General features: G+C 39.9%; 21 protein-coding genes. 13 read left to right on the plus strand and 8 right to left on the minus strand.

Going from position 1 to position 24,657, the window contains the following annotated elements; all coding sequences use genetic code 11:
* Nucleotides 1-301 precede the first annotated feature (301 nt).
* The 3 genes from MWU84_RS01715 (at nt 302) to MWU84_RS01725 (ending at nt 4,082) form a co-directional block, all read left to right on the plus strand.
* Nucleotides 302-1,228 (plus strand): nicotinic acid mononucleotide adenyltransferase, encoded by a 927-nt coding sequence (locus MWU84_RS01715; RefSeq protein WP_246897509.1) that lies wholly within the window; start codon nt 302-304, stop codon nt 1,226-1,228.
* A 220-nt stretch (nt 1,229-1,448) separates the two neighbouring features.
* Nucleotides 1,449-2,420 carry a phytanoyl-CoA dioxygenase family protein gene (locus MWU84_RS01720; protein WP_246897512.1) on the plus strand — a complete coding sequence of 324 codons (972 nt, stop codon included), beginning with the start codon at nt 1,449-1,451 and terminating at the stop codon, nt 2,418-2,420.
* A gap of 84 nt (nt 2,421-2,504) precedes the next feature.
* Nucleotides 2,505-4,082, plus strand: a complete 1,578-nt coding sequence (locus MWU84_RS01725) for a SulP family inorganic anion transporter (protein WP_246897514.1) — start codon at nt 2,505-2,507, stop codon at nt 4,080-4,082.
* Nucleotides 4,083-4,189: 107 nt separating this feature from the next.
* Here the strand turns inward: MWU84_RS01725 and MWU84_RS01730 are convergent, their stop codons facing one another.
* Both MWU84_RS01730 and MWU84_RS01735 read right to left on the minus strand, forming a co-directional pair.
* On the minus strand, nt 4,190-4,669 hold the full coding sequence (locus MWU84_RS01730) for a cytochrome c (protein ID WP_246897516.1): 480 nt from the start codon (nt 4,667-4,669) through the stop codon (nt 4,190-4,192).
* Between the two features lie 42 nt (nt 4,670-4,711).
* Entirely contained in the window at nt 4,712-5,674 is a 963-nt protein-coding gene (locus MWU84_RS01735) for an alpha/beta fold hydrolase (RefSeq protein ID WP_246897517.1), read from the minus strand.
* Between the two features lie 277 nt (nt 5,675-5,951).
* Between MWU84_RS01735 and MWU84_RS01740 the strand changes: the two genes are divergently transcribed.
* The 5 genes from MWU84_RS01740 (at nt 5,952) to MWU84_RS01760 (ending at nt 11,540) form a co-directional block, all read left to right on the plus strand.
* The gene (locus MWU84_RS01740; protein WP_246897520.1) at nt 5,952-7,334 is read left to right on the plus strand and encodes a DUF1080 domain-containing protein; all 1,383 of its coding nucleotides are present in this window, start codon (nt 5,952-5,954) and stop codon (nt 7,332-7,334) included.
* A 28-nt stretch (nt 7,335-7,362) separates the two neighbouring features.
* The gene (locus MWU84_RS01745) at nt 7,363-8,721 is read left to right on the plus strand and encodes a Gfo/Idh/MocA family oxidoreductase (RefSeq protein WP_246897522.1); all 1,359 of its coding nucleotides are present in this window, start codon (nt 7,363-7,365) and stop codon (nt 8,719-8,721) included.
* An 18-nt stretch (nt 8,722-8,739) separates the two neighbouring features.
* On the plus strand, nt 8,740-9,807 hold the full coding sequence (locus MWU84_RS01750; RefSeq protein ID WP_246897525.1) for a PmoA family protein: 1,068 nt from the start codon (nt 8,740-8,742) through the stop codon (nt 9,805-9,807).
* Nucleotides 9,808-9,814: 7 nt separating this feature from the next.
* A complete protein-coding gene (locus MWU84_RS01755; RefSeq protein WP_246897527.1) occupies nt 9,815-10,420 on the plus strand; it encodes a DUF1080 domain-containing protein in 606 nt (201 codons plus the stop codon).
* A gap of 70 nt (nt 10,421-10,490) precedes the next feature.
* Nucleotides 10,491-11,540: a LacI family DNA-binding transcriptional regulator gene (locus tag MWU84_RS01760; protein WP_246897529.1), complete on the plus strand. Its 1,050-nt coding sequence runs from the start codon at nt 10,491-10,493 to the stop codon at nt 11,538-11,540.
* Nucleotides 11,541-11,649: 109 nt separating this feature from the next.
* Here MWU84_RS01760 and MWU84_RS01765 read toward each other — a convergent pair whose 3' ends face one another.
* The 3 genes from MWU84_RS01765 to MWU84_RS01775 all read right to left on the minus strand — a co-directional run bounded on the left by MWU84_RS01765 (nt 11,650) and on the right by MWU84_RS01775 (nt 17,852).
* On the minus strand, nt 11,650-13,308 hold the full coding sequence (locus MWU84_RS01765; protein ID WP_246897531.1) for a RagB/SusD family nutrient uptake outer membrane protein: 1,659 nt from the start codon (nt 13,306-13,308) through the stop codon (nt 11,650-11,652).
* A 44-nt stretch (nt 13,309-13,352) separates the two neighbouring features.
* Complete coding sequence (locus MWU84_RS01770; RefSeq protein ID WP_246897533.1) at nt 13,353-16,424, minus strand: TonB-dependent receptor; 3,072 nt, start codon at nt 16,422-16,424, stop codon at nt 13,353-13,355.
* Between the two features lie 453 nt (nt 16,425-16,877).
* Complete coding sequence (locus tag MWU84_RS01775; RefSeq protein WP_246897535.1) at nt 16,878-17,852, minus strand: nitronate monooxygenase; 975 nt, start codon at nt 17,850-17,852, stop codon at nt 16,878-16,880.
* Nucleotides 17,853-17,984: 132 nt separating this feature from the next.
* Here MWU84_RS01775 and MWU84_RS01780 point away from each other — a divergent pair, with 132 nt between their 5' ends.
* The gene (locus MWU84_RS01780; protein WP_246897537.1) at nt 17,985-18,461 is read left to right on the plus strand and encodes an acyl-CoA thioesterase; all 477 of its coding nucleotides are present in this window, start codon (nt 17,985-17,987) and stop codon (nt 18,459-18,461) included.
* Here the strand turns inward: MWU84_RS01780 and MWU84_RS01785 are convergent.
* Both MWU84_RS01785 and MWU84_RS01790 read right to left on the minus strand, forming a co-directional pair.
* Nucleotides 18,445-19,338, minus strand: a complete 894-nt coding sequence (locus tag MWU84_RS01785) for a DMT family transporter (RefSeq protein WP_246897539.1) — start codon at nt 19,336-19,338, stop codon at nt 18,445-18,447. The genes MWU84_RS01780 and MWU84_RS01785 overlap by 17 nt on opposite strands.
* Nucleotides 19,335-19,688 carry an ArsC/Spx/MgsR family protein gene (locus tag MWU84_RS01790; RefSeq protein ID WP_246897541.1) on the minus strand — a complete coding sequence of 118 codons (354 nt, stop codon included), beginning with the start codon at nt 19,686-19,688 and terminating at the stop codon, nt 19,335-19,337. The genes MWU84_RS01785 and MWU84_RS01790 overlap by 4 nt, the downstream gene beginning before the upstream one ends.
* A gap of 210 nt (nt 19,689-19,898) precedes the next feature.
* Here MWU84_RS01790 and MWU84_RS01795 point away from each other — a divergent pair, with 210 nt between their 5' ends.
* Nucleotides 19,899-20,357 (plus strand): DinB family protein, encoded by a 459-nt coding sequence (locus MWU84_RS01795; RefSeq protein WP_246897543.1) that lies wholly within the window; start codon nt 19,899-19,901, stop codon nt 20,355-20,357.
* A 9-nt stretch (nt 20,358-20,366) separates the two neighbouring features.
* Here MWU84_RS01795 and MWU84_RS01800 read toward each other — a convergent pair whose 3' ends face one another.
* Nucleotides 20,367-21,110, minus strand: coding sequence for a DUF3298 and DUF4163 domain-containing protein (locus MWU84_RS01800; protein ID WP_246897546.1), 744 nt, complete (start codon nt 21,108-21,110; stop codon nt 20,367-20,369).
* A gap of 88 nt (nt 21,111-21,198) precedes the next feature.
* Between MWU84_RS01800 and MWU84_RS01805 the strand changes: the two genes are divergently transcribed.
* The 3 genes from MWU84_RS01805 to recO all read left to right on the plus strand — a co-directional run bounded on the left by MWU84_RS01805 (nt 21,199) and on the right by recO (nt 24,656).
* Nucleotides 21,199-22,353: a cystathionine gamma-synthase gene (locus MWU84_RS01805; protein WP_246897549.1), complete on the plus strand. Its 1,155-nt coding sequence runs from the start codon at nt 21,199-21,201 to the stop codon at nt 22,351-22,353.
* Between the two features lie 104 nt (nt 22,354-22,457).
* A complete protein-coding gene (gene gdhA, locus MWU84_RS01810) occupies nt 22,458-23,801 on the plus strand; it encodes an NADP-specific glutamate dehydrogenase (protein ID WP_246897552.1) in 1,344 nt (447 codons plus the stop codon).
* Nucleotides 23,802-23,936: 135 nt separating this feature from the next.
* A complete protein-coding gene (gene recO, locus MWU84_RS01815) occupies nt 23,937-24,656 on the plus strand; it encodes a DNA repair protein RecO (RefSeq protein ID WP_246897555.1) in 720 nt (239 codons plus the stop codon).
* Nucleotide 24,657 lies beyond the last annotated feature (1 nt).

The following is a 24,657-nucleotide window of genomic DNA, read 5'->3' on the forward strand; positions in this document are numbered from 1 at the left end:
AATACCCAATAATTATGGTTTTAACTTATTCAAAAACATCAATGGCCCATAAACTTTCCATAATTAATACTGAAAAGCGCATTGTTGAACTAAATCCCTGGCAATGTAGGACTGTTTTTTGGAGATTCAAAACTAGAATTCAATACCATTTGAATAAGGTTCTGAACCAAGTTGGGAAGCTATAAGTTTGACCCTCTAAGTATGATTGTACTTATGACACCTTAATTATTTGATAATCAATAGCTAGTGTTATTGGCACAATGATTGTTTTACATGAATAAGTAACATCAATCTAAATGATATGAGAGCTATAAAACTCCTTCTTACAACTTTAACCCTTGCTATTTTGGCAACAGGTTGTTACACCGAGGTTATTGTTGGGGACGAATTTATTGAAGAACCAGTTCTAAATATTCGGACCTTATTAAATTCCTACGAAATCTGGTATGTGGATATCAATGCTACGGACGGTAATGGGGAGGTTCCTTTTCTGCAACGTGCATTTACTGTCTCATTTATGGATGAAACCCTTTTTGCCAATAATAATATAGTGGGTATAGGTAAGGCAGGCAACGGATTTGGATTGGATGTTGGGTATTTTAATACTGCTAACGGGAGGCTGCAAATAAATCATAATGTTGATGGATATTGGAGCTTTGAGGTATTCGTTGTGGATCACAATACCATTGAATTATATGACTCCAACAGCCAAACGTCCTATTTTTTGGAGGGATATCAGAGAAATAACTTTGATTACGATATGGTATTCTATGACAATATTCAATATTTATTGCAGGAATATGATGTTTGGGAAAAGATAGCTACTAGTGAAGAAGGGCTATTGGACGATTTTGATTCGGAAAACTACTTGCAATTCTACAATGACGGCAACAGAAATAGGTTTAGTTCCTCTGTAGACCCCAGCGGGATGCATTTGGACGACATTTTATGGGATTACCGTGGTGAGTATTCCCTGTTTGATGTTTATAACGATGAAACGCTTAAAACTTTAACACTGGATTATGATTTCATGGGCAATGATTACTTTGAGTTGTACGTTATTAATGATAGTACCATAGAGCTGTATCACTCCAAGAGTGGAACGGTATACAAGTTTAGGGGAAAGGGATTTATTACCTATTTGAAATCTGGGATATCGGAATCCGATAAGAAGAGGGCAAAAACCGAATATGGGACCATGAAGGTGGTCAGAAAAAGAAAGATATAATCATCGCCGTAATATTTTGCGGTACCGATATAAAGAAGTTTTTGGTTGGTTATTTAGTTAAAGACCGTCTTGGAGTAATTGCCTAGGGCGGTTTTTTATTTTACGACGGTGCCGTAAGTGACGCATTTGCTAAGGCAAAATCCTTTTGAGACCTATCAAAAGTTTATTCAATTAAATTCCTTAATTTAAGGTATCGTTCGAGACCATAAAAAGCTAAGGGATGAAATCCAAGTATACCGATCCAGCAAATAAGAACCTCCATTCCAAGATTCCGGGGAACCCTTCCACCTCTACCACGAGCAAAATAACTTTGAACGATAGAAGTAATGGAAAGCCTTTAGGTGTGTTGAGCGAGGATGATTGGAAATTCTGGAAGCACAATGGGTATGTCGTTGTCAAAAATGCCATTAATAAGGACCAAGCAAAAGAAACTGCACAATTTTTATGGGAATTTGAAGAAAAAGACCCTGAAAACCCGGACACTTGGTATACTGTCCCAAGGGCAGTAATGAAAATGAAGGAATTAACGGGTACGGGAATGGTGGAGGTGTATAACCATCAACATCTCTGGAACAATAGACAACAAAAAAGAATTTATGATGCCTTTGTAGATATTTGGGGGACAGAAAAACTTTGGGTAACAATAGACAGGGCCAATCTAAACTTTCCCAATCGCCCTGGATTTGGACAAAAAGGATTCATACATTGGGATTATGATCCCGAAACAAGACCACAAAATGTGCAGGGAGTATTGGCACTGGCGGATCAGACAGATGAAAATATGGGGGGATTTCAATGCATACCATGGTTGTACCGAAATTATGATTCATGGAAATTAGACCAGCCAAAGGATAGGGACCGCTTTAAACCTGATGTGGCCAATTTGCAGGAACAAATCGTAAAGGTAAAAATGGAGACCGGCGATCTTTTGATTTTTAATAGTACGCTACCTCATGGAATAAGACCTAATTTATCAAAGGACAAAGTTCGTATTGCACAATATATTTCCATGATGCCTGCAGAAGAGGATAATGAGTCACTCCTGGCTTGGCGTATCAATTCATGGAAGAATAGGTTGGCACCAGAAGGTTATGCCTTTCCAGGTGACCCAAGAAATTGGGAACGGACCAAATATAAGTCGGCCCATCTGACTGAATTGGGCAGGAAACTCTTAGGGCTTTCAAAGTGGTAATTTGTTGTAAATGTCACATTTAGGCATATTATGGCTGTCTAAACAAGAAAAATGGACTATTTTTGCGCCTTTAAAAATAAAGACGTGAAGAAGTATTTAAATCTATTCGATTTTAAACAAAAAGTAGATTATAAGACCGAGATATTATCTGGTTTGACCGTTGCTCTGGCTTTGGTTCCCGAAGCTATTGCTTTTGCTCTGATTCCAGGGTTTTCTCCCCTGACAGGACTTTATGCCGCCTTTGTCTTGGCATTGATCACTTCTATTTTAGGAGGTAGGCCAGGAATGATCTCAGGTGCTACTGGGGCCGTGGCAGTTATATTCATCGGATTAATTTTAGAATTAAAGAGTACTTTCCCTGGGATTACTCCAGAAACAATTTTGAATTATGTATTTGCTACCGTAATCATTGCCGGACTATTGCAAATAATGGCAGGAGTTCTAAAATTGGGAAAATTTATACGCTTGGTGCCACATCCGGTGATGTTCGGGTTTGTTAACGGACTTGCCATTATTATTTTTATGGCACAATTCCCTAATTTTTATGTTAAGGGAACTTCAGAGTTGTTATCCGGGATTCCGTTTTGGACTATGTTGGGATTAACGCTTTTAACAATGGTGATCATTTGGGGCTTTCCAAAAATAACAAAGGCAATACCCTCTTCCTTATTGGCAATCGTAGTGGTTTCCGCAATAGTTTTGGGATTTGGTATAGATACGCTAACGGTTGCGGATACCATGGCCGAAGGAGAGTCTATTAAAGGTGGATTTCCTCCTTTGTCCATACCCAACATTCCATTTACATTGGAAACCTTTAAAATAATATTTCCTTTTGCGGCTATTGTGGCCGGTGTTGGTTTAATAGAGAGTTTGCTTACCCTAAATATAATAGACGAAATTACAGATACTCGCGGAAGTGGAAATAAGGAATGTATAGCGCAGGGGACCGCCAATATATTCTCCGGATTTTTATCAGGGATGGGAGGATGCGCTATGATCGGACAAAGTTTGATCAATACCTCTGCTGGAGCTAGGGCCCGCTTGTCTGGAATTACCGCTGCCGTAATGTTGTTGGTATTTATTATGTTCGGCTCCAATTTAATTGAGCAATTGCCCATGGCCGCTTTGGTTGGATTGATGTTTATGGTGGCTATAGGGACTTTTGAGTGGGCAAGTTTTAAGACATTTAGAAAGATGCCTACCTCAGATGTTGTTGTAATGGTTTTGGTGACCTTGATTACGGCCATTACCCATAATTTAGCCGTTGCCGTTTTGTTCGGGGTAATTATTTCTGCCTTGGCCTATTCCTGGGAAAATGCCAAACGTATTAGGGCTAGAAAATCTACTGATGAAAACGGGGTTAAGCATTATGAAATATACGGACCTTTGTTTTTTGGATCAACTACTGCCTTTGCGGAGAAGTTTGATATACACAACGATCCCAGTGAAATAATTATTGATTTTAAGGAAAGTAGAGTGGCGGATATGTCGGGTATTGAAGCTTTGAACAAATTAACCGAGCGCTATGCCAAGGTAGGGAAGAAAGTGCACCTGAAACATTTAAGTCGGGACTGTATTAGGTTATTGGAGAATGCGGATGAGATCATAGACGTAAATGTTATCGAAGATCCTACCTATAAGGTCGTTGTGGACAAGGTGTAGGCTCAATCTAACTATATGTCCTAGAGTAAGAGTGATATTATAAAAGAAAAGCGTTTGTATCAATTCTTAGGGTGATACAAACGCTTTTTTATATTGAGTATTTTATACTATAAGGTCCTTAAATACTCTGCTACCGCACGTGCATCCTCTTCCGAAAGATTCTGGTTGAGCATTATAGCATTGTTATACTCCTTTAATAAGGCTTGAGCTATAGGATCTTCCTTAAGCATGCCATCAGGGTTTAAGATCATGTTCATAACCCATTCCGGACTTCTTCTTTCAAAAACACCTTTTAGTGCCGGTCCAATTAAACGTTGCTCGGCCATATGGCAAGCCACACAAATGGTACTGAATGTTTTTTGGCCTTTTGCAGCCAAGTCCGTATCTATTTCATCTGCAAATGTTACGGATTTGATAGGGCCAACACCTTTGTTGTCCATGTCTACGGGGACTCCCTCACTTACAGGTTCCGCTTTCACTTCTTTTTTGGCACGGTTCATTTCAAAACCTTCCTTCTTTTCTTCTTTTTTTTCGCCACAGCTGATGATTAATCCAGCTAAGACCAAAGGGATAATTAATTTTCTCATCGTTTTGGTTTATTATTTTACGAAGATATGAAATAGATTATTTTAATGTAATTCTTCAATGAATTTTAATGCTCTTTTTTCGGTGTAAGTAATATTTTTTTGATGATAAAATCCAACATGACCTCCGTACAAGGGAAGTTCGAAATGCACTGATTTATTTTGTTCGGCTTCCTTTAAAGGATAACATTGGTCCCCTAGGAAGGAATCATTTTGGGCATTTATAATCAAAGTAGGAGTGCTGATGTCATTGATGAATTGCAGTGAACTGGATTTTTGGTAATAATCAATGGCATCCTTAAATCCATGTGCCCTACTGGTATAGATGTCATCGAAATCCTTTAGGTTGTTTATCTTGGCGATATCAGGATCGCTTATTTTATTAGGAAAAAGCAGTTGCTTAGCCCGTAGCTTTTCAATAAGATGTTTCTTAAACCGTTTGGCGTACATTATATTTTTTGGCTTCAGTAGTTCTAACAGTGAACTGTGCAAGTTGCATGGTACAGATACTGTGACCGCCCCTTTTATTTCCTTAGGAACGGACCTTCCTTCCCCCAAATATTTTAGGGCTAGATTACCGCCAAGACTAAAACCCTTTAAATAAATGGTAGCGTATTTTTTTTCTTTCAGTATGTGGTTAATTACGGCTTCCAAATCTTCCGTGGCCCCGGAATGATAAGATCGAAAAAGGCGATTGGATTCCCCACTGCAACCTCTAAAATTAACTGCACAGGCATCAATACCACTGGCATTGAACTGTTTTGCACTACCGGTAATGTAGGGCCTTTGCGCATTGCCTTCCAAACCGTGTAAAAGGATTACCACTGCGGTAGAGGGTTGGGCAGAGAAGCTCCAGTCCAAATCTAAAAAATCCCCGTCACCCAATTCGAGGGGTTCCCTTTGTTGGGCAAGTCCATTTACCTTTCTAATAATTCCCGAATATATAGTGGATAAATGTCCGCTTTTAAATAGGAATGGAGGGTTGTAATGGGAACGGATTATGGGCATTGAAAGTGTTCTGTATAGGGTTTTGGTATTATTTATTGAATTTACAAGATAAGTTAATTCGAGAATTATTCAAAGTTGGGCGGCGCTTATATGTATAGAGGTATATGGAAAGTTGCATGCAGGCTCAAATTTTTAGAATATGTTACCAATGTGCCCTAATATATGCTTATTTCAGGCCTATTTTAAATTTTATTTATGAAATTGTGAATTAATCTGTTGGTGTTTCAACTTAATTCCCTATTTTCGTTAACGTTAACGAAAATAATAATTTAAACTTATGACTAATAATAATTCAACTAGGATATTCTTGGTTTTACTCCTTCAATTTACTTTTTTTCTTACATATGGCCAAGATGGCTGGGAGATGCTCTTTAATGGAAAGGACTTTTCCAATTTTGAACAATTGAACGGGAATGCAAAATATAAAATTGAAAAAGGGGAAATGATAGGGACTTCCCGATTGAACACTCCCAATAGTTTTATGGCCACAAAAAAGGCCTATGGCGATTTTATTTTAGAGTTTGACGTGTTTGTGGAAAACGGACTTAATTCCGGAGTACAATTTAGAAGTTTGAGCCTTCCCGAATATATGGATGGAAGGGTACATGGATACCAATGTGAAATTGAAACCAGCGATAGAAAATGGGCTGGTGGAATTTATGACGAGGCAAGACGCGGATGGTTATATCCCTTATCCAGAAACAGTCAGGGGCAAAATGCTTTTAAGCCTGGGGAATGGAATCATTATAGAATTGAAGCCATCGGTAACAATATAAGGACTTGGATAAACGGAATACAGTGTGCAAATCTTGTAGATGATGTTACCGCAAGCGGATTTATTGCTTTTCAGGTTCATTCAATTCACCAAGAAGATTTAGAAGGTAAAATAGTGAAATGGAAGAATATAAGGATCAAAACTTCCGATCTGGAAAAGGAGCGTAATAATGTGGCCCTATATGCCCCGGAAATAAGCTATTTACAAAATCAGCTTACCCCAAATGAAGTTAGAAAGGGATGGCGATTGTTATGGAATGGAAAAACTACGGAAGGCTGGCGAGGTGCCAAACTGGATGCTTTTCCAGAGAAAGGTTGGGTAATGGAAGATGGTACTTTAAGTGTTCTTTCATCTGGTGGTGCCGAGTCCCGTAATGGAGGGGATATTGTAACAACGGCCGCTTTTAGCAATTTTGAGTTAAGTGTAGATTTTAAATTGACCAAAGGTGCCAATAGCGGGATTAAATATTTTGTAGATCCTGAGCTTAATAAGGGCGAGGGTTCGGCCATTGGTCTGGAATTTCAAGTATTGGACGATAAGGAGCATCCAGATGCAAAAATGGGAAAAAATGGTAATAGGACCGTGGGGTCTCTATATGATCTTATCCGTGCAGAGAACTTGGAAAACTCTAGGGGCAAGAACTTTAATGGGATAAATAAATGGAACAATGCGCGTATTGTTGTTAAGGACGGGCATGTTGAGCATTGGCTTAATAATGTGAAGGTGGTGGAATTTGACAGGTTTAGTCAAACGTTTAAGGCATTGGTGGAAAAAAGCAAATACGAAAAATGGGAGAATTTTGGGGTTATCCCAGAAGGTTTGATCCTGTTACAGGATCATGGGGACAATGTTTCTTTTAGAAGTATAAAAGTACGTGAGTTTTAAATTAGGTTCAATTCAAAATATAAGGATTATGAGTGAGGGACGTAGAAATTTTATTAAGAAAACGGCTTTGGCCTCAGGGGGCATAGCCTTAGGAATAAATTCAATGAGTGCCAAAAGTTACAGTAAGATCATTGGTGCCAACGACCGGGTAAGGGTAGGTATAGCAGGGTTCTCCAATAGGGCCAAAGGGGCATTGATACCAGCATTCCTTGGCCATCACAAAAAACAGAACTTTGAAATTGTTGGGGTTTCCGATATTTGGAACCGCAGAAGGGATGAAGGAGCTGCTTTTCTAAAGGAAAAGACCGGGGAAAAGATGAGGATTTGGAGAAACCATGACGAAATGTATGACGAAAATAAAATTGATGCCGTCATAATCTCCACTCCAGATTTCCAACATGCCTTGCACACCGTGCAAGCTGCCAATGCAAAAAAGGATGTTTATGTGGAAAAACCTTTTGCCGAAACTATGGATGATGCGAGGGTAGGTAAAAAGGCAGTCCAAGATTCGGGAATCGTATTTCAAATTGGTTCCCAAAGGCGAAGCGGGAAAAATTACCACGCAGCCAACGACTATATTAAATCGGGTAAATTTGGTGATATCGTAATGGTTGAAATGAGTTGGAACGTAAATCAACCTGACAGATGGCGCTTGCCCGAATTAACAAGTCAGATCAAAGAATCGGATACCGACTGGAAGCGTTATTTAATGAACCGACCTTATGAGGAATGGGACCCTAGAAAGTATTTGGAGTATAGATTGTTTTGGCCTTTTTCTTCGGGCATTCCAGGACAATGGATGTCCCATCAGATTGATACAGTACACTGGTTTACAGGTCTTAACCATCCAAGGAGCGTTGCAGCTAACGGTGGAATCTATCTTTGGAAAGACGGAAGAAAGAATTACGATACCATGACAGCAGTATTCGATTATGGCCCTTCGGATGATCTCTCCAAAGGTTTCCAAGTGGTATATTCTTCCAGGTTTACCAATTCTGCTGGAGGAACCAAGGAAATCTACTATTCCAATGGGGGAGAATTAAACTTGGACACCAATAAGGTGAGTCCCAATGGTGGATTAAAAGCTTCCCATGCCAATAAAATGGGAATGAAGGAAAATCAATTGCCAGAATTTGATCTATCGGATAGCGCTGTACAAGTGGTCACCTCTGCAGATACCGGTGCAGATAATATGACCTCTTTGCATATGTTGAATTGGATGGAATGTGTAAGAAGCAGAAAGGAAACAAATGGTCCAATAGACGCGGCCTATAATCATTCCATTGCCAATATTATGACCACGGCAGCCTTGAGGACAGGATTAAAATCTACGTTCGATGAAAGTGCTCAGGATGTTTTGGCCGGAGACACGGTTTTTAAGTATTAATCCTAATATCGAAGTATTATGAATAAAATTATCATAAGTTGTTTACTGATTCTTGTATTAATCCCTTCATGTAAAAACAAGGTGGATAAGGCGAATGTGGCAGAACCCTCCCCCAAGATGGATCAAGTCACCTTTACTACAGATGAAAATAACAAAAAGGTAAACGTACTAATAGATGGAAATTTATTTACAAGTTACGTATACGATGGAAAAACTCCTAAACCGGTTCTCTACCCAGTAATTACCAAAAGTGGTAAAAAAATAACCAGGGGATTCCCAATAGAACCGCAAGAGGGAGAGCGTGTAGATCATCCGCACCATGTGGGGATCTGGTTTAATTATGGAGATGTAAACGGCTTGGATTTTTGGAACAATTCCTATGCCATAAAGGAAGAGGATAAACATAAATATGGAACCATTGCCCATAACCAAATTGTAGAGACCAACGCTGATAATGGAACCTTGGTTGCCAAAGCAACTTGGGATACCTTCGATGGTACATCGCTCTTGGATGAAACGACCGAATTCAATTTTAGTCAAAGCGGGGATACTAGAAAGATTGTTAGAACCACTACCCTGAAAGCCTTGGAAGATGTATCCTTTAAGGACAATAAAGAGGGAATGATTGCCATCAGGGTAACTAGGGGGCTGGAGCTTCCTTCAGATCGACCCGATATATTTATGGATGCCAATGGGATACCGACGGAAGTCAAGGTTTTGAACAACGAAGGGGTTAATGGCAATTATTTGACCAGCGAAGGAAAGACGGGAGAAGAGGCCTGGGGTACTAGGGCCAAATGGACTACTTTATACGGAAAGATTGCGGATGAGCCTGTTTCGGTAACCATAATGGATCATCCCGGTAATGTTGGGTATCCTACATATTGGCATGCCCGCGGTTACGGACTTTTTGCGGCCAATCCATTGGGACAGGAGGTATTTTCGGATGGAAAGGAAAAATTAAATTTCTCTCTTCCCAAAGGGGATTCCGTTACTTTTAAATACACCATTTTGGTTCACAATGGCGATCAACTTTCTGAGGATTCAATTAACGGATATTTTTCAGATTTTAGCAAAAACCAATAACACGAATATGAAATATATTTCGATTTTATTGCTTTTCCTAAGTTTTGGAGGTGAAATAGTAGCCCAGAATTCTGAAAGGACAACCATGTACAGCTTGTTCAACGGCAAAACGTTGGAATCTTGGAAAATTCCGGATGGAGGGGAGTGGACTGTCAAGAACGGAAAGATAATAGCCAAGAACAATTCCGGCAAAAAAGGTTCCATTCTTTGGACCAATGAAAATTATGAGGATTTTGTGGTACAATTGGATTTTAAAATGATAAGTGGGAACGTTGATTCCGGCATATTTATGCGGGGCGAGGATAAAAATAACCCACAGATACAAATTGGCATATCCGGCTCCCTAAAAAGGGATATGACCGGGTCGCCATATGTACCAGGTGCCAGTTATCCCGTGGAAGCGAAGAATGTAAATAAGTTGCTGCGATTAAAGGGTTGGAATACCATCAAGGCACGTGCCATAAAAAATAGGTACACAGTTTGGTTAAATGGTGAGGAAGTCATGAATTATACAATGGATAATGCCAATCTGCAAGGCCCGGTTGGGTTGCAATTGCACCCAGGAAGGGAAATGGAAATACACTTTAAAAAAATAGTTTTAAGCCAGCTTTAATTAGAATCAAGTTGTAATTTTGCGGCCATTTCATTATGCCCTTATATAGTTAATTTAAGGAAACCGGTCTATGGACAATCTTATCGGAATTAAACAAATTGCCAAACTGGCCAACGTTTCCATTGGAACAGTGGATAGGGTTTTGCACAATAGGCCGGGGGTATCCAAAGCAACAAGGGAAAAGATCAAAGCCATAATAAAAGAAACCGGATATAAAAAGAATACTGTGGCCAGTCGACTTAATTTGGCTGCGCGTAAGAAATTGAAAATTGCAGTGCTCATTCCAGAAGTATCCAAGAATTGGAGCTATTGGGATCTTCCCAAAAAAGGTATAGACAAGGCAGTGGAAGAATTGAGTGAAATGGGGATTTTGGTGAAGTACTATTATTTTACGGATTCCCTTTCCTTTGTAAAAATGAGTGATACTATTTTGGAAGAAAAATACGATGGTTTGGTGACGGTTCCTTTTTTTAAGATGGAAAGCAATTATCTTTTGAGCAAGGCCAAAGCCCATAATATGCCCATAGTTTTTTTGGACACTGAGGTCAAATTGGACCATTCATCCTATTTTATTCGTCAGAATTCACATAAGGCTGGAATGGTGGGGGCCAGGCTTTTACATGGGCTGGTTGGCAGTGATGGAATCTATTTTGTTATCAATATGGTAACGGAAAGGGGACTGCACGCCAATAACCAACAAAGGGAAAATGGATTTAGAGAATTTTTCGGAACAAATTTCAACGATAGGGATATTCCAATAATCACTATTAATCACCCTATTGATAGGCCCTTTGAAGTTAATTCCGAAATTGAAAATATATTTGCGGATCAAAGACCCAAGGGAATCTTTGTTACCAATGCAAGGTCCTACCTAGTGCCCAATATTTTAAAGGCCTATAATGTTTCCAATGTATCTGTTGTGGGTTTTGATCTTCATCAAGATAATCTGGAATGTCTGCGAAAACATGAAATTGATTTTTTGATCAATCAAAAGCCTGAATTTCAAGGATATACCGCTATTAAGGGAATGTTTAAATTTCTTACCGAGAATGATTCTTCGGACTTAAGCATGGATGTCCCTGTTGAAATTATTGTTCAAGAGAACTGCGAATCTATATAGACGCCTAACATTGGAAGCTTTTTCAACTTTTAAATAAAAAAGACTTGCCATAAAAAATAAGACCTCCATGTTGGAGGTCTTATTAAATGGACTTAATTTAAACAACTTATTATTGTGGATATCCGGGATTTTGTGGATAACCTCCTAAGGTCCTGTCTATTTGTTCCTGTGGAATAGGTCTTACCACATGATAATCCTGTATGTTGGGAGCAGCGCCTGGATTGTGCATCCTAGTGCGTTCCACTAATTTTCCGGTACGGGCCAGATCCCACCATCTCCAGCCTTCGCCGGTTAACTCTCGTGCTCTTTCGTCCAAGAGAAAATCCAGGTCTACATCACTTGCGGTTATCTGACTTGCCACTTCTTGTCCTGGTACGGCTGCCCGCATTCTCACAACATTAATATCTTGTGCAGCACCGGAAGGATCACTTTGTTGTAGTCTTGCTTCTGCACGCAGCAGATAGGCATCACCCAATCTCATTAAGATAAAATCTCGTTGCCCATTTACTTTCTGACGATCAGGTCGGGTTGGGTCTATCCATTTGTTCATGGAAGGAAATAACCTTTCAGAATATTCCTCGTTGGTAATAACTATATAGGGCTTGGTGTCCTGCAACGATTGTGGCCAATCCATATCCTTTCCAGGACCTGGAATATAAATGGCCGTATCACCAATAGATAAGGCCGCCCTTGCTGGTTCACTTCCACTGGCTTCAGTAGCTGGTTCATTCTTATTGGCGTACCATACATGTTTAAACGAAGCGTCATAGCGCGTATCTATGTCTCTATCCCATAGGGTAAGCATAAAATCCGTAGGGCGGTGTCTTTTCCATGGTCTGCCATTTTCGGTATCTCTGGTCATTCCACGCCTAACGTCATATTCCATAAGGAAATATAAGTGCCCACGGTGACCATAAGGGTCAATATCGCTATCTACCTGTGCCTTGGAATTAGATATTACAAAGACCATTTCACTATTCCCTTCATTTGTAATATCCCATAGATCGGCATAGTTATCCAATAGGGAAAAGCCATAATTGTCGATGACGTTACTGAAAAGTGTTTCCGCTCTAGATGCGTCATTGCCATCTGCAAATGAGGTGTAGCTGCGTGTCAATAATGCTTTCCCTAAAAGGAATTCTGCGGCAGCCTTGGTAGCTCGTCCGTAGTCCGACTGTGAGTTGGGAAGGTTGCCAATTGCAAATTCCAGGTCAGGTATAATGGCTTGGCTATAAATTTCTGCTTGGGCAGTCTTATTGGCCTCGACTTGTACGCCTTCGGTTTCCTCCAAGCTAAGATGGGCATCACCAAATGTAGTCACTACTTGAAAATAATACAATGCCCTTAAAAAACGGACCTCCGCTATTCGCAGGTTTTTCTGCGTTTCATCCATGTCTACATCTGCAGAACGATTGATAACACCATTGGCTTGGTTTATTCCCCTGTACCAAGTGGCCCAAGATTGCTGCACATAACTCTCGGCACTGTTAAGCCCGGTATCGTAAAAGTTGAAAACTTTATGGCCACCATCTGCACCGTTTGTCCAGATGTCTGTTCCAAAAGTAGTCATCGCAAAGCCCATCTCTTGTCCATAAAAGGGTTTTAAGAAGGAGTAAGTTGCTTTAACGGCATCTTCAAGTCCTTTTTCCGTAGTATAGTAGGATGCTGCCGAGACGTCGGTTACCAATTCCTCATCGAGTGAATCGGAGCAGGAATGGGTCAAGAGCCCTAGGGCCAAAAACCATATATAATATATTTTTCTTTTCATGATATTTTAAATTTATATTTTTTTAACCGTGTTTATGCTAGACATTAAAACTTGGCGCTTAAGGATAAGGAATACATTTTGTTACTAGGTACTATCCCGCTACCTGCCGAAACAGCATCTTCGGAAACTTCTGGATCAAAGGTTTCGTAATCTGTAATGATCAAAAGATTCTGTCCCGAAAGTGTTATTTTTAGTTCTTGCATCCCTAGTTTCTCCGTAATTGAATTTGGGAGGTTGTACCCTAATGACACGTTACGAAGTTTGATAAAACTAGAATCAAAATACCTAAGTGTAGACCCGTTTCTTGGGCTTTCCTGATTCTCGTTGGGTCTTGGATTGGCGTTGGTAGGATTGTCTATTGTCCAATAATCCACATCCAAATTGTTATAACGGGCAAACAAGGAATTGTTACTGGCATGAAAGTCCGATCGTATTGTTTGACCTTGACGGAAATAGAAGAAAACGCCCAGTTCCAATCCTTTATAAGAGAACTTATTGTTAAAACCTCCGTAAAAATCAGGGGTATCTGTGCCTAAAATTTTACGATCATCAGGCGTGATAAGTCCATCGCCATCTAAATCATTAAGTCGGATTTCCCCGGGTACTTTTTGCTCTTGGGAATTGGCCAAAGCCTCTTCGTCTGCTTGATAAATGCCTATTTTCTCATAGTCGTACCAAACTCTGATCGGTTGCCCTATAAACCAATTGTTCCCAATGTCATCTACCGGATTTCCATTTTCATCCTTTAAGGCCAATTCAACAATTTCTTCTTTATAACCGGCTACGTTAAAATCCATTTTCCAGGAGAATCCATTTGGATTGTCCAAGATACCGGCACTTACCGCAAATTCCAAACCTTGGGTACGTGTGGCACCAATATTCTGTAAAATACTATTGTAACCTGAGGTAAATGGTAAACTTCTGTCTAATAGGATGTCCACTGTATTTGTTCTAAACCAATCTATCGCGCCATTGATGCGTCCATTAAAGAGGCCGTAATCAACACCTATATCCAAGGTTTTTGATACTTCCCAGCCCAAAGCTGCATTGGGTATTTCCGAAAGTGCAAAACCAAGTGCGGATTCCTCTCCAAAGGCATAGGCAGTGCCTTGCAGCCTTCCGGCAGTTTGATAGGGAGCAACGGAAGTGTTACCAACCTCCCCATAAGAAGCCCTAAGTTTTAACTCGGAGATGGCCGATTCTGCCATAAAGTCCTCTTGTGATATTCTCCATCCAGCGGAAACGCCAGGGAAGTAGTTCCATTTGTTGCCTTCCGCCAGTCTTGAAGAGCCATCAGCTCTTAAAGAGGCTTGGAATAAATATTTACCGTCAATATCATAATTAATTCTCCCCATGAAGGAGTTCAAAGTCCATTCCGATAAGGAGGAATCTACAATACTGTTATCTGCAGATCCTAAATTATAAAAAGATTGTGACTCATAAGGTATACCTGTCACGGATGCAATAGAAAATTCTGATCGCGAATTTTGAGTACTCTGCAATAAGGTTACTTTCAAATTATGACTGTCTGTAATCGCCTTATCGAAGGTCAATAAATTTTCCAAGGTATATCCAAAAGTGTCAAAATGCGTAATTGAAGCATCTCCTGGGCCACCTCTGTTGTCATTGGTTAAACTACCCCTAAATTGTCCACGTCTTCCAAGACGAATATCAGGGCCAAAAGTGGTGGTCCAATTTAATCCTTCTGCAATATCTATATTTAAAAAGATGGGCGCAAAAATACGTGTAAACTTTCTTTCATCAATGTAGGCGCCATCCACAAGTTCGTTCAAGGGGTTGGTTCGTATCCCATCATTGGTGGGCAAGAATAATAGATTGCCCTCATCATCATAGGGAACTCCCAAAGGATTTATGGCCAAGGCTTCACCCATAGTGGCGTTGGAACCCCAATTCTGAACAGAATTTGAAATTAAAAATGATGCTCCAACTTTAAATATATCATTGATTCTGTGATCGATATTGATCCTACCGGAAAATCGCTCATAATCTTGGTTACTTATAATACCTTGCTCTTTAAAATAACCAATTGAAGAGTTGAAAGTGGTATTTTCTGATCCTCCGCTCACTCCTAATTGGTGATTGGTCTGATAACCATTGCCTACTACCAAATCAATCCAATCTGTTGATCTTCCTTCTTCGATGGACTTTAGTTCTACTGGATCAAAAAACACGTCTACATCTGCAGGGATGGTACCGTTCCAGGATGAACGTCTAGCTTCCCTTTTCATTTCCGCGTACTCTTGCCCGTTCATCATGTCTACCAGTCGGGCGGCCGAGGTAAGTCCAATCTGGCTACTGTAACGAACCTGTGTCTTACCTACTTTTCCACGGTTGGTAGAAACTAGTATAACACCGTTCGCCCCTCTAGACCCATAAACGGCTGTAGCCGCGGCATCCTTTAGAATTTGCATAGAAGCAATATCTTGGGGGTTGATATCCGACATTGATTCGGAACCATCAATTAATGGAATTCCATCTACCACATATAGCGGGTCATTGGAGGCGGTTATAGATCTTCTACCCCTAATCCGCACAGTTGAGGTTTGTCCTGGTCTTCCTCCCGAAGCCTGAATGTCTACCCCGGAAATTTGCCCTTTAACGGCATCAATACTGCTCGAGGTTTGGACAATGCCCAATTGTTCGGCATCCACAGAGGCAATTGCCGCTGTAACCTCGCCCTTCTTTTGGGTACCATAACCCACAACTACCACTTCATCCAATAAGCTGGAATCAATTTCCAAGGAAGCGTTAAGGGTGGTTTTGCCGTTTACGGCGATTTCTTTGGGCGTAAAGCCCACATAACTGAATACCAATACGCCATTGGAAGCAACATTAATGGTATAATTGCCATCAAAGTCGGCTACCGTACCAACGGTCGTTCCTTTAACCACAATACTTGCACCAGGCAAAGGTACGCCCGAATCATCGGTTACGGTACCACTGACCTGTTGTTGAACGGACAGGTCGGAGTCCGCAATTGCATAAGAGGTGCTGAACACACCTAAACACGCCAGCAAGGATAGCTGCAGAAAGATTTTCTTCCAAACAGGAACACCCCGTCGAGCATGAATTGCTTCATTCATTTGTTTTTTCATAATTAGAGTTTTGAAGAGTTAGTTAAACGTTAAATATTAAGTTTTTGTTCGTTAACGTTAACGAATATAGTAATATATTTTTACAAGAAAAGGGTTTTAATAAAATTACAATGTTAAATTTCATTTATACTTAACAAAAATCACATTATATTAATGTATTGATATTTTTTAACATAAATTAACGTAATGTTTTATTGGGGTGCTTTAGGCGTTCTTTTTATCAGGAATCTATAGCGTGTATGGGACTTTATTAAGAAATTATACCTAAGATGGGTATGAATTTTAGGGCAAATTAGCTTCCCCAAAAATTAAGATCAACAAATTTATATGTAAAAACTGCATTCCTTAATTTGGATTGGGAACGCTGCATTTATACAGACTCAGTTAAAAAATAAGGAATAGCCTTTAATTTAAATAAACAGAAGGAAAGAACGAATAATGCTGTAAAAATAATTATTTAGGATATATTTCCAGGATCTTGATCTGTTCTTCAATAGCTGACTTGAATTCAGATTTTAGGTTTGTTACCAATTCTGCTACGGATGCTACATTGTCAATGGTCGTAACTCCCTGTCCGGCAGACCAAATGGTTTTCCACGCTTTAGCTTCCGTATTCAATTCCTTTCCGAAATCTATCTTCCTGTCTTTTTTTAAATCTTCTTCCGTAATTCCTGCAGCCTCTAAGCTGGCTCCCAAAAAGTTGGCGTGTACGCCGGATATGGCCGCAGTGTAGACTACATCGCTCGCCCCGGCGTTTATAATCATTTTTCGATATTCCTCAGTTGCTTTACTTTCTTTGGTATTTATAAATCGAGTGCCCATATAGGCCAAATCTGCGCCCATTTGTAAGGCCGAGGCTATATCCCTGCCCGTGCTAATGCAGCCGGAAAGTAGTATGGTCTTATCGTAGAATTTCTTTACCTCTGCAATTAAGGACATAGGATTAATAGTCCCAGCATGTCCGCCTGCCCCAGCGGCAACCAGAATTAATCCATCTACCCCGGCATCGGCAGCTTTTTCCGCGTGTCTTTTTTTTATGATATCATGAAATACAAGGCCACCATAACTATGTATGGCATCAACGACTTGGGCCACAGCGCCCAAAGAGGTAATGATCAGGGGAACTTTATGTTTTATACAAACTTTTAAATCGGCTTCCAAACGTGGATTGGTAGGGTGAACAATAAGATTCACACCATAAGGAGCTGCTTTCTTTCCAGTTTCCTCTTCATATTTCCTTAATTCGGTTTTAATTTCTAACAACCATTCCTCAAAACCTTCCGTAGTGCGCTGATTTAGCGCAGGAAAGGTTCCGACTATCCCGTTTTTACAACATTCAATGACCAATTGCGGGCCAGATATCAGAAACATAGGTGCTGCTACCGCAGGTAGTGTTAGGTCTTTTATGAAAGCGGCTTTTTTGCTCATTTGGATTTTTTTAAGATAAAGAAATTCGTGGATTCCCTATAATTGGCAATTAAAATATTTATTTACTTACAAAAAATGGTACTTTTGAAATTATTATGCATGCATAATAATTTCAAAAGTACTAAAAAAACGATGTATATAAAAGAATTCGAAATTCGATGGAGCGATGTAGATGCCAATCGCCATATGGCCAATTCGGCCTATTTAAATTTTATGAGCCACACAAGGATGTCTTTCTTGTTGGAAATTGGCTTTAACCAAAAGACGATGTCACAGAACAATATTGGCCCCGTGGTATTCCATGAGCATGTCTATTATTTTAAGGAAGCGTTTTTAGGGAAACCTGTAAAGGTTTCCTTGGAGTTGGTGGGACTTAGTGAGGACGGTATGTTCTTTGAATTTCACCATAATTTTTACGATGGCAACGGAAAGAATTTTGCCCATTGCCAGATTATGGGTGCATGGATAGATTTAAAAGCAAGAACCCTTACCGGTTTGGGTCATGAGTTTCTTGGGGCTTTTAACAAGGTGCCAAAGGGAGACGGATTCAAGGTGCTTACCAAAGAGGATACCCGGAAGTTTTCGGTAAGGCCTAAGGACCTGGTCTAACTTTTTTGCTTACCAGATATACGCCTATCAGCACCAAGACTATTGCCAAAAACTTGACCAAAGTAAGATGATCCTTGCCCGTTACAATGGCAAATATGATGCCTATCAATGGTTGTAGGTACATAAAAACACCAACTGTTGAAGCCTTTAATTGGGTCAGGGCAAAAACATTGAACAAATAGGTCAAAAAGGTAGTCCCAATGATTACAAATGCAATGGCTCCAAGGGCTTCTACAGGGAGATGGCTCCATTGTATCTCTGTAAATTCTGTATATGTTATGGGCAGTGTTATGGTGAAGCCAATTCCAAACATCCATTTCATAAGGGTGAAAGGGTGGTATTTTTCCAGTAATTTCTTTACTAAAATAAGGTACAGCCCGTAGGAAGTGGCATTAACAATAAAAAGCATGTTGCCCAAAGGTATATTGGTAGCATCCTGTCTAATTTCAGCACCAAATAGAATTAATGCCAAGGCTCCTATCAAGCCCATAAAAACACCAATGCCCCGCTGAAGGGTAATTTTTTCCTTAATAAATAGTGCAGATAATATCACTACAAGGATTGGGGTAATCGTAATAAGCACGGCACTATTGATAGGGGTGGAAAGGTCCAATCCCTTAAAGAACGATAGCATATTAATACCCATTCCAAAAAAGGCGCAAACGAGTAATCTGCCCCAATCCCTCCGTTCCAGTTTTTCTTTGGGACCTAAAAAAGAAATGCCCCAAAATAACAGGGTTGCTCCGAAAAGTCGTAGGAAAATAAATCCAAATGGTTTTACGTAGGTAGGCATCACCCCCTTGGCAATGGTGTGGTTTATCCCATAAATGGTGGTCGCCCCCAAGGCGGCCAAGATAGCAAGGGTTCGTCTACTCACGAATTTATTCTTGCTTTGGCTTCAGCCACAACAGCCTTGCTATTACCTATAAAAATATCGTTGTCTATAATGATAACCGGGCGTTTTAAAAAAGTATAGTGCTCAAGGATAAGGGCCTTGTAGTCTTCTTCGGATAATTTTTGTTCCTTTAAATTTCGCTCTTTATAGAGTCGCGCCCGCTTGCTGAACAAGCTTTCGTAACTCCCTGATAATTGGGCCATGCTTTCCAGTTGGTCCGGTGTAATAGCCTCGTTTTTTATATCTTGAAGTATAAAATTGCTGGGTGGCTTCAATTCTTTTAAAATCCTTTGGCAGGTATCACAAGTACTCAGGTGAAATATTTTTTTCATTTTTTCATTTTTTTCAGTGGTCATTTCTATCCTTTTTTAATTGAGCCAATGATTCAATGCTAGAGGAAAAGATAATGTAATTCCTCAAGGGTTTATTTTTGTAAAGCTATTCCGTTAAATAATTATTGCCGTACAAAGAAACCCAATTACATTGAATTGTACTATTTTTAGCAGCAATTGTAAAAAATAGTCATAAATAACTACTGGATTTTGGAAAAAGCATTTGATATCACCCTTCAGAATAGAAAAATATTGTACAAATATCTAAAGGAGACGCCTAAAGAGGCTCTTCTGCAAATTCCCGATGGCTTCCGTAACAATATTTGGTGGAATATTGCCCATGTTGTGGTAACCCAACAACTCTTGGTGTACAAATTGAGTGGACAAACCATGCGGGTGAATGATTCATTGGTAGAAAAGTATAAAAAAGGAACTGTGCCTGATGGGACGGCTACAGACGAAGAATTAGAGCTTGTAAAGCGGCTTCTATTTTCCACCATGGAGGCCACCCAGCAGGATTATGAAAAAGGGATTTTTAAGAACTACAATGAATATACTACCAGCGCCAATGTCACCTTAAGATCGGTGGAGGATGCCATATTGTTCAATGTATTTCATGAAGGTCTTCATCTTGGGGCCATATTGTCACTGCAGAAAGCTATATCCTAAGCTACGTATTTATGGTTCCTTCTTAAATTTTAAATAGTGCTCTAATTCCTTATAGTTCAACGTTAAAATAATAGGGCCATCCGCATAGGAGGCCACCTCATACTGTTCGTAGAACAATTGTAGGCCTTCTTGGGTAAATCCAATATTTTGGGGAAGGTAAAATTCATCGTCTTCAAACATAAAGCCAGTGGCATTTATTGAGCCTGCAGCTGGAATTTTTTCTTGATTTCTAAATTTGCCCTCCGCAAATTTTTGAAATTCCAAGGGGTCTTTAAATAATTCCATGGTTTCCATTTCCAACCCTTTTGCCTTATCAAAATTTAAAAATCTAGTAGAGGAAAAACCGTGCGCCCCACCTGTATAGGAATAGGCATTGACCTGGATGGTCAGTATGTTTTTATCCTCATAGGTTACTTTGCCGTCAATATTGGCCTCCCAGCCTACTGGCTCATCGGGATACATTTCTTTTAGTTCCAAATATCCATTCTTAAAGGATAGGATGGCCTCCTCTATAGTGCTAGCTTCTATTTCATCATCATAAATGAGCAAGGATATTACCTCTTCCCGTACCGAATTGTTTATGACGCTGCTTATGGGCTTGTCATCCAAAGCTTTGGGTATGTGGATAGTGACCTTTGGGCAATGGCTGCAGTTTTCTGATATAAATTCAAGCGGTTCAAAAGTGAGCCGATTATCCTTTTCACAACTCCATAAAAATAAAACGATCAATAAATAGGCGAATCTAATCCTCATAAAAGCAATTGTATTGGAAAGATGCAAAGCTACAATATCATTGTATTCCCAAAAAGATAAAGGTACATTTGTGTATAGAAATTTAGATATGGGTAAAAAACAATTGAAATTCAATAGCAGGACAATTCATGGCGGACAGGTTCCCGATGCAGCCTATGGCGCGGTTATGCCCCCTATTTATCAGACTTCAACCTACGCTCAAAGTACACCGGGCGGTCATAAAGGATACGAGTATTCCAGAAGTGCCAATCCAACAAGGACGGCACTGGAAAATTCATTGGCCAGTATTGAAAACGGGAATTATGGTCTGGCTTTTGGTAGTGGATTGGCGGCTATTGATGCGGTTATGAAATTATTGAATCCTGGGGATGAGGTTATTTCCACCAGTGATCTTTATGGTGGTAGTTATCGGATTTTCAAAAAAATTTTTGAAAAGTTCGGTATCGTTTTCCATTTTGTTGGGATGCAGGATACTGGGGAGATTGGGAAACACATTAGTGCAAAAACCAAACTTATTTGGGTAGAGACCCCTACTAATCCAATGATGAATATCATTGATATTAAGTCGGTTTCCCAACTGGCCAAAAAACATAAAATCCTACTCGCCGTAGACAATACTTTTGCAACGCCTTATCTTCAACTTCCTTTGGAATTAGGGGCGGACATGGTAATGCACTCCGCCACCAAATATCTTGGCGGACATAGTGATGTAGTTCTGGGAGCACTCGTGGTTAAGGATAAGGAACTGGCGGACCAACTGTATTTTATTCAAAATGCAAGCGGTGCCGTGTGTGGACCTATGGACAGTTTTTTGGTGCTTAGGGGAATAAAAACCTTGCATGTTAGGATGCAGAGACACTGTGAAAATGGAAGGGCAGTGGCGGAATATCTGGCGAATCATCCCAAAATTGAAAAAGTGTATTGGCCAGGATTCCAAAATCACCCAAATCATGAAGTGGCGAAACGTCAGATGAAAGATTTTGGCGGAATGATTTCCTTTATTCCAAAGGGGGGTAATTACCAAGAAGCCATAAAGATTGTTGAAAAACTACAAATTTTTACACTGGCCGAATCGTTGGGCGGGGTAGAGAGTTTGGCAGGACATCCGGCCAGTATGACCCATGCCAGTATTCCTAAGCCTGAGAGGGAAAAAAGTGGTGTGGTCGACGCTCTTATCAGACTTAGCGTGGGCATAGAGGATAAGGATGATTTAATAGATGACTTGGGACAAGCGTTGGAATAAATATTTTATCAAATTTTGAAAAAAGTAGGGTTTAAATTATAGAAATACTATAATTTTGCCCTCAAACTCAATATTTATCAACAATTAGCAATTAATTAAATTTTATGGAAGACAAAATAAAAGCTTTTATGGACGAGGTTAAAGGGCGTAATAGCCACGAGCCGGAATTCATACAAGCAGTGCAGGAAGTTGCAGAAACGGTTATTCCCTACATTAGTAATAATGAAATTTATAATGGTAAGAATATTTTATTAAGGATGGTAGAGCCGGAAAGGTTAATTTCCTTTAGGGTTTCCTGGGTGGATGACGACGGTGAAATTCATGTAAATAGAGGGTATAGGATTCAAATGAATTCTGCCATTGGCCCATATAAAGGAGGGCTTAGGTTTCATCCTACCGTAAACGCAAGCGTTTTAAAATTCTTGGCCTTTGAACAAGTTTTTAAAAATAGCTTGACTACCCTGCCTATGGGTGGTGGTAAAGGGGGGTCCGATTTTGATCCAAAAGGCAAATCGGATGACGAAGTAATGCGTTTTTGCCATGCATTTATGACAGAACTTTGTAGGCATATTGGGCCTAATACGGACGTTCCGGCCGGTGATATAGGTGTTGGTGCAAGGGAAATAGGATTCCTGTTCGGAATGTATAAAAAGATTAGAAATGAGTTTACCGGGGTCTTAACCGGAAAGGGTCTTTCCTGGGGCGGGTCTAAAATACGGCCAGAAGCAACAGGATATGGTACGGTCTATTTTGCCCAAAATATGTTGCAATCCAAGAAGGAGGATGTTAAAGGTAAGACCGTGGTAATTTCCGGATCTGGAAACGTAGCCCAATACGCCGCCGAAAAAGTGCTTCAATTGGGTGGTAAGGTAGTCACACTTTCGGATTCCGGAGGTTATGTTTACGATAAGGAAGGCATTGATGAGGAAAAATTGGCCTTTGTTATGGAAATTAAAAACAAGAATCGCGGAAGAATTTCCGATTATCTGAACAAGTATAAATCAGCGGAATTCCATAAAGGAAAAACACCATGGGAGGTTCCATGTGAAATAGCTTTGCCTTGTGCAACCCAAAATGAGTTGGATGGGGAAGATGCCAAAACATTGCTAAAAAATGGATGTATCTGCGTGGCCGAAGGAGCCAATATGCCATCGACCCCAGAAGCCATACATGCCTTTCACGAGTCTAAAATACTCTTTGCCCCAGGAAAGGCGTCCAATGCCGGTGGGGTGGCGACCTCAGGTTTGGAGATGTCCCAAAATTCATTACGTATAAGTTGGACTAGGGAAGAAGTGGACGAGCGACTTAAAAAAATAATGAAAGATATTCATGATTCCTGTATAGAATACGGAATAGACGATGATGGCTATTGCAACTATGTTAAAGGAGCAAATATTGCCGGGTTCGTAAAAGTTGCCGACGCCATGTTGGCGCAGGGAGTAATTTAAGGTTTGATTCTTCTAAATTAAGTCGAGCCGTTTGTCGCTATTTATAATTCTATTCGAAGCAATTTTCGAGACCCTTGAGGTTTTCATAACCTTAAGGGTCTCTTTGTACTATCTTTGTTCCCAGATATATTTATAATGCAGGTTGCCACTAAGGGAATTGTTTTAACGTCTATTAAATACGGCGATACTAGTTTAATTGTTCGGATATTTACTTTTTCGGATGGTATAAAATCGTATCTGTTGAGAGGAATTCTTGCCTCAAAAAAAGGGAAGTTAAAAACGGCCTATTTTCAACCTTTGCTGCAATTGGATCTGATTGCCTCGCATAAGAACAAGGGAACCTTGGAAAGCATTACCGAAGCCAAGGTTAGTTATCATTATCAGTCGTTGCACACGGATATTGCCAAGAATGCCCTAACATTTTTTTTGGCTGAAATGTTGAGCAATAGTATCCACGAGGAGGAGTCCAATGAAAGTCTATTCAACTTTATCGAAGCGGCTTTGCAGTGGTTGGATACCCATGATGAATTTTCAAATTTTCACCTTTATTTTTTACTGTCTTTGACCAAATATTTCGGTTTTTACCCGGACACCAAAAATATGGATCTTATGTATTTTGACCTTCTGGAAGGGGAGTTTATTACTTCGCCATCATTAAACCCGATTATGGAGGGGGACAATTTAAAACACTTTAAAGAGCTCTTGGGCATAAATTTTGATGCAATACATTCTATTAAACTTAACAAAAGGAACCGTCAGGAGCTCTTGAAAAATCTTGTCCTTTATTATGAATTACATTTGCAGGGATTTAGAAAACCAAAGTCATTGGCCGTGTTAAATGAAGTTTTTAGCTGAT

Origin of the sequence: Arenibacter sp. F20364, assembly GCF_023015905.1 — a bacterium.
Classification (GTDB): Bacteria; Bacteroidota; Bacteroidia; order Flavobacteriales; family Flavobacteriaceae; genus Arenibacter.

Excerpts from the sequence above, each read along its gene's own strand:
- gdhA (WP_246897552.1), top strand. The coding sequence starts at position 22,458 with ATGGAAGACAAAATAAAAGCTTTTATGGACGAGGTTAAAGGGCGTAAT.
- MWU84_RS01775 (WP_246897535.1), bottom strand. The coding sequence starts at position 17,852 with ATGAGCAAAAAAGCCGCTTTCATAAAAGACCTAACACTACCTGCGGTA.
- MWU84_RS01715 (WP_246897509.1), top strand. The coding sequence starts at position 302 with ATGAGAGCTATAAAACTCCTTCTTACAACTTTAACCCTTGCTATTTTG.
- MWU84_RS01805 (WP_246897549.1), top strand. The coding sequence starts at position 21,199 with ATGGGTAAAAAACAATTGAAATTCAATAGCAGGACAATTCATGGCGGA.
- MWU84_RS01780 (WP_246897537.1), top strand. The coding sequence starts at position 17,985 with ATGTATATAAAAGAATTCGAAATTCGATGGAGCGATGTAGATGCCAAT.
- MWU84_RS01735 (WP_246897517.1), bottom strand. The coding sequence starts at position 5,674 with ATGCCCATAATCCGTTCCCATTACAACCCTCCATTCCTATTTAAAAGC.
- MWU84_RS01760 (WP_246897529.1), top strand. The coding sequence starts at position 10,491 with ATGGACAATCTTATCGGAATTAAACAAATTGCCAAACTGGCCAACGTT.
- recO (WP_246897555.1), top strand. The coding sequence starts at position 23,937 with ATGCAGGTTGCCACTAAGGGAATTGTTTTAACGTCTATTAAATACGGC.
- MWU84_RS01740 (WP_246897520.1), top strand. The coding sequence starts at position 5,952 with ATGACTAATAATAATTCAACTAGGATATTCTTGGTTTTACTCCTTCAA.
- MWU84_RS01745 (WP_246897522.1), top strand. The coding sequence starts at position 7,363 with ATGAGTGAGGGACGTAGAAATTTTATTAAGAAAACGGCTTTGGCCTCA.
- MWU84_RS01730 (WP_246897516.1), bottom strand. The coding sequence starts at position 4,669 with ATGAGAAAATTAATTATCCCTTTGGTCTTAGCTGGATTAATCATCAGC.
- MWU84_RS01770 (WP_246897533.1), bottom strand. The coding sequence starts at position 16,424 with ATGAAAAAACAAATGAATGAAGCAATTCATGCTCGACGGGGTGTTCCT.
- MWU84_RS01765 (WP_246897531.1), bottom strand. The coding sequence starts at position 13,308 with ATGAAAAGAAAAATATATTATATATGGTTTTTGGCCCTAGGGCTCTTG.
- MWU84_RS01755 (WP_246897527.1), top strand. The coding sequence starts at position 9,815 with ATGAAATATATTTCGATTTTATTGCTTTTCCTAAGTTTTGGAGGTGAA.
- MWU84_RS01800 (WP_246897546.1), bottom strand. The coding sequence starts at position 21,110 with ATGAGGATTAGATTCGCCTATTTATTGATCGTTTTATTTTTATGGAGT.
- MWU84_RS01790 (WP_246897541.1), bottom strand. The coding sequence starts at position 19,688 with ATGAAAAAAATATTTCACCTGAGTACTTGTGATACCTGCCAAAGGATT.
- MWU84_RS01720 (WP_246897512.1), top strand. The coding sequence starts at position 1,449 with ATGAAATCCAAGTATACCGATCCAGCAAATAAGAACCTCCATTCCAAG.
- MWU84_RS01750 (WP_246897525.1), top strand. The coding sequence starts at position 8,740 with ATGAATAAAATTATCATAAGTTGTTTACTGATTCTTGTATTAATCCCT.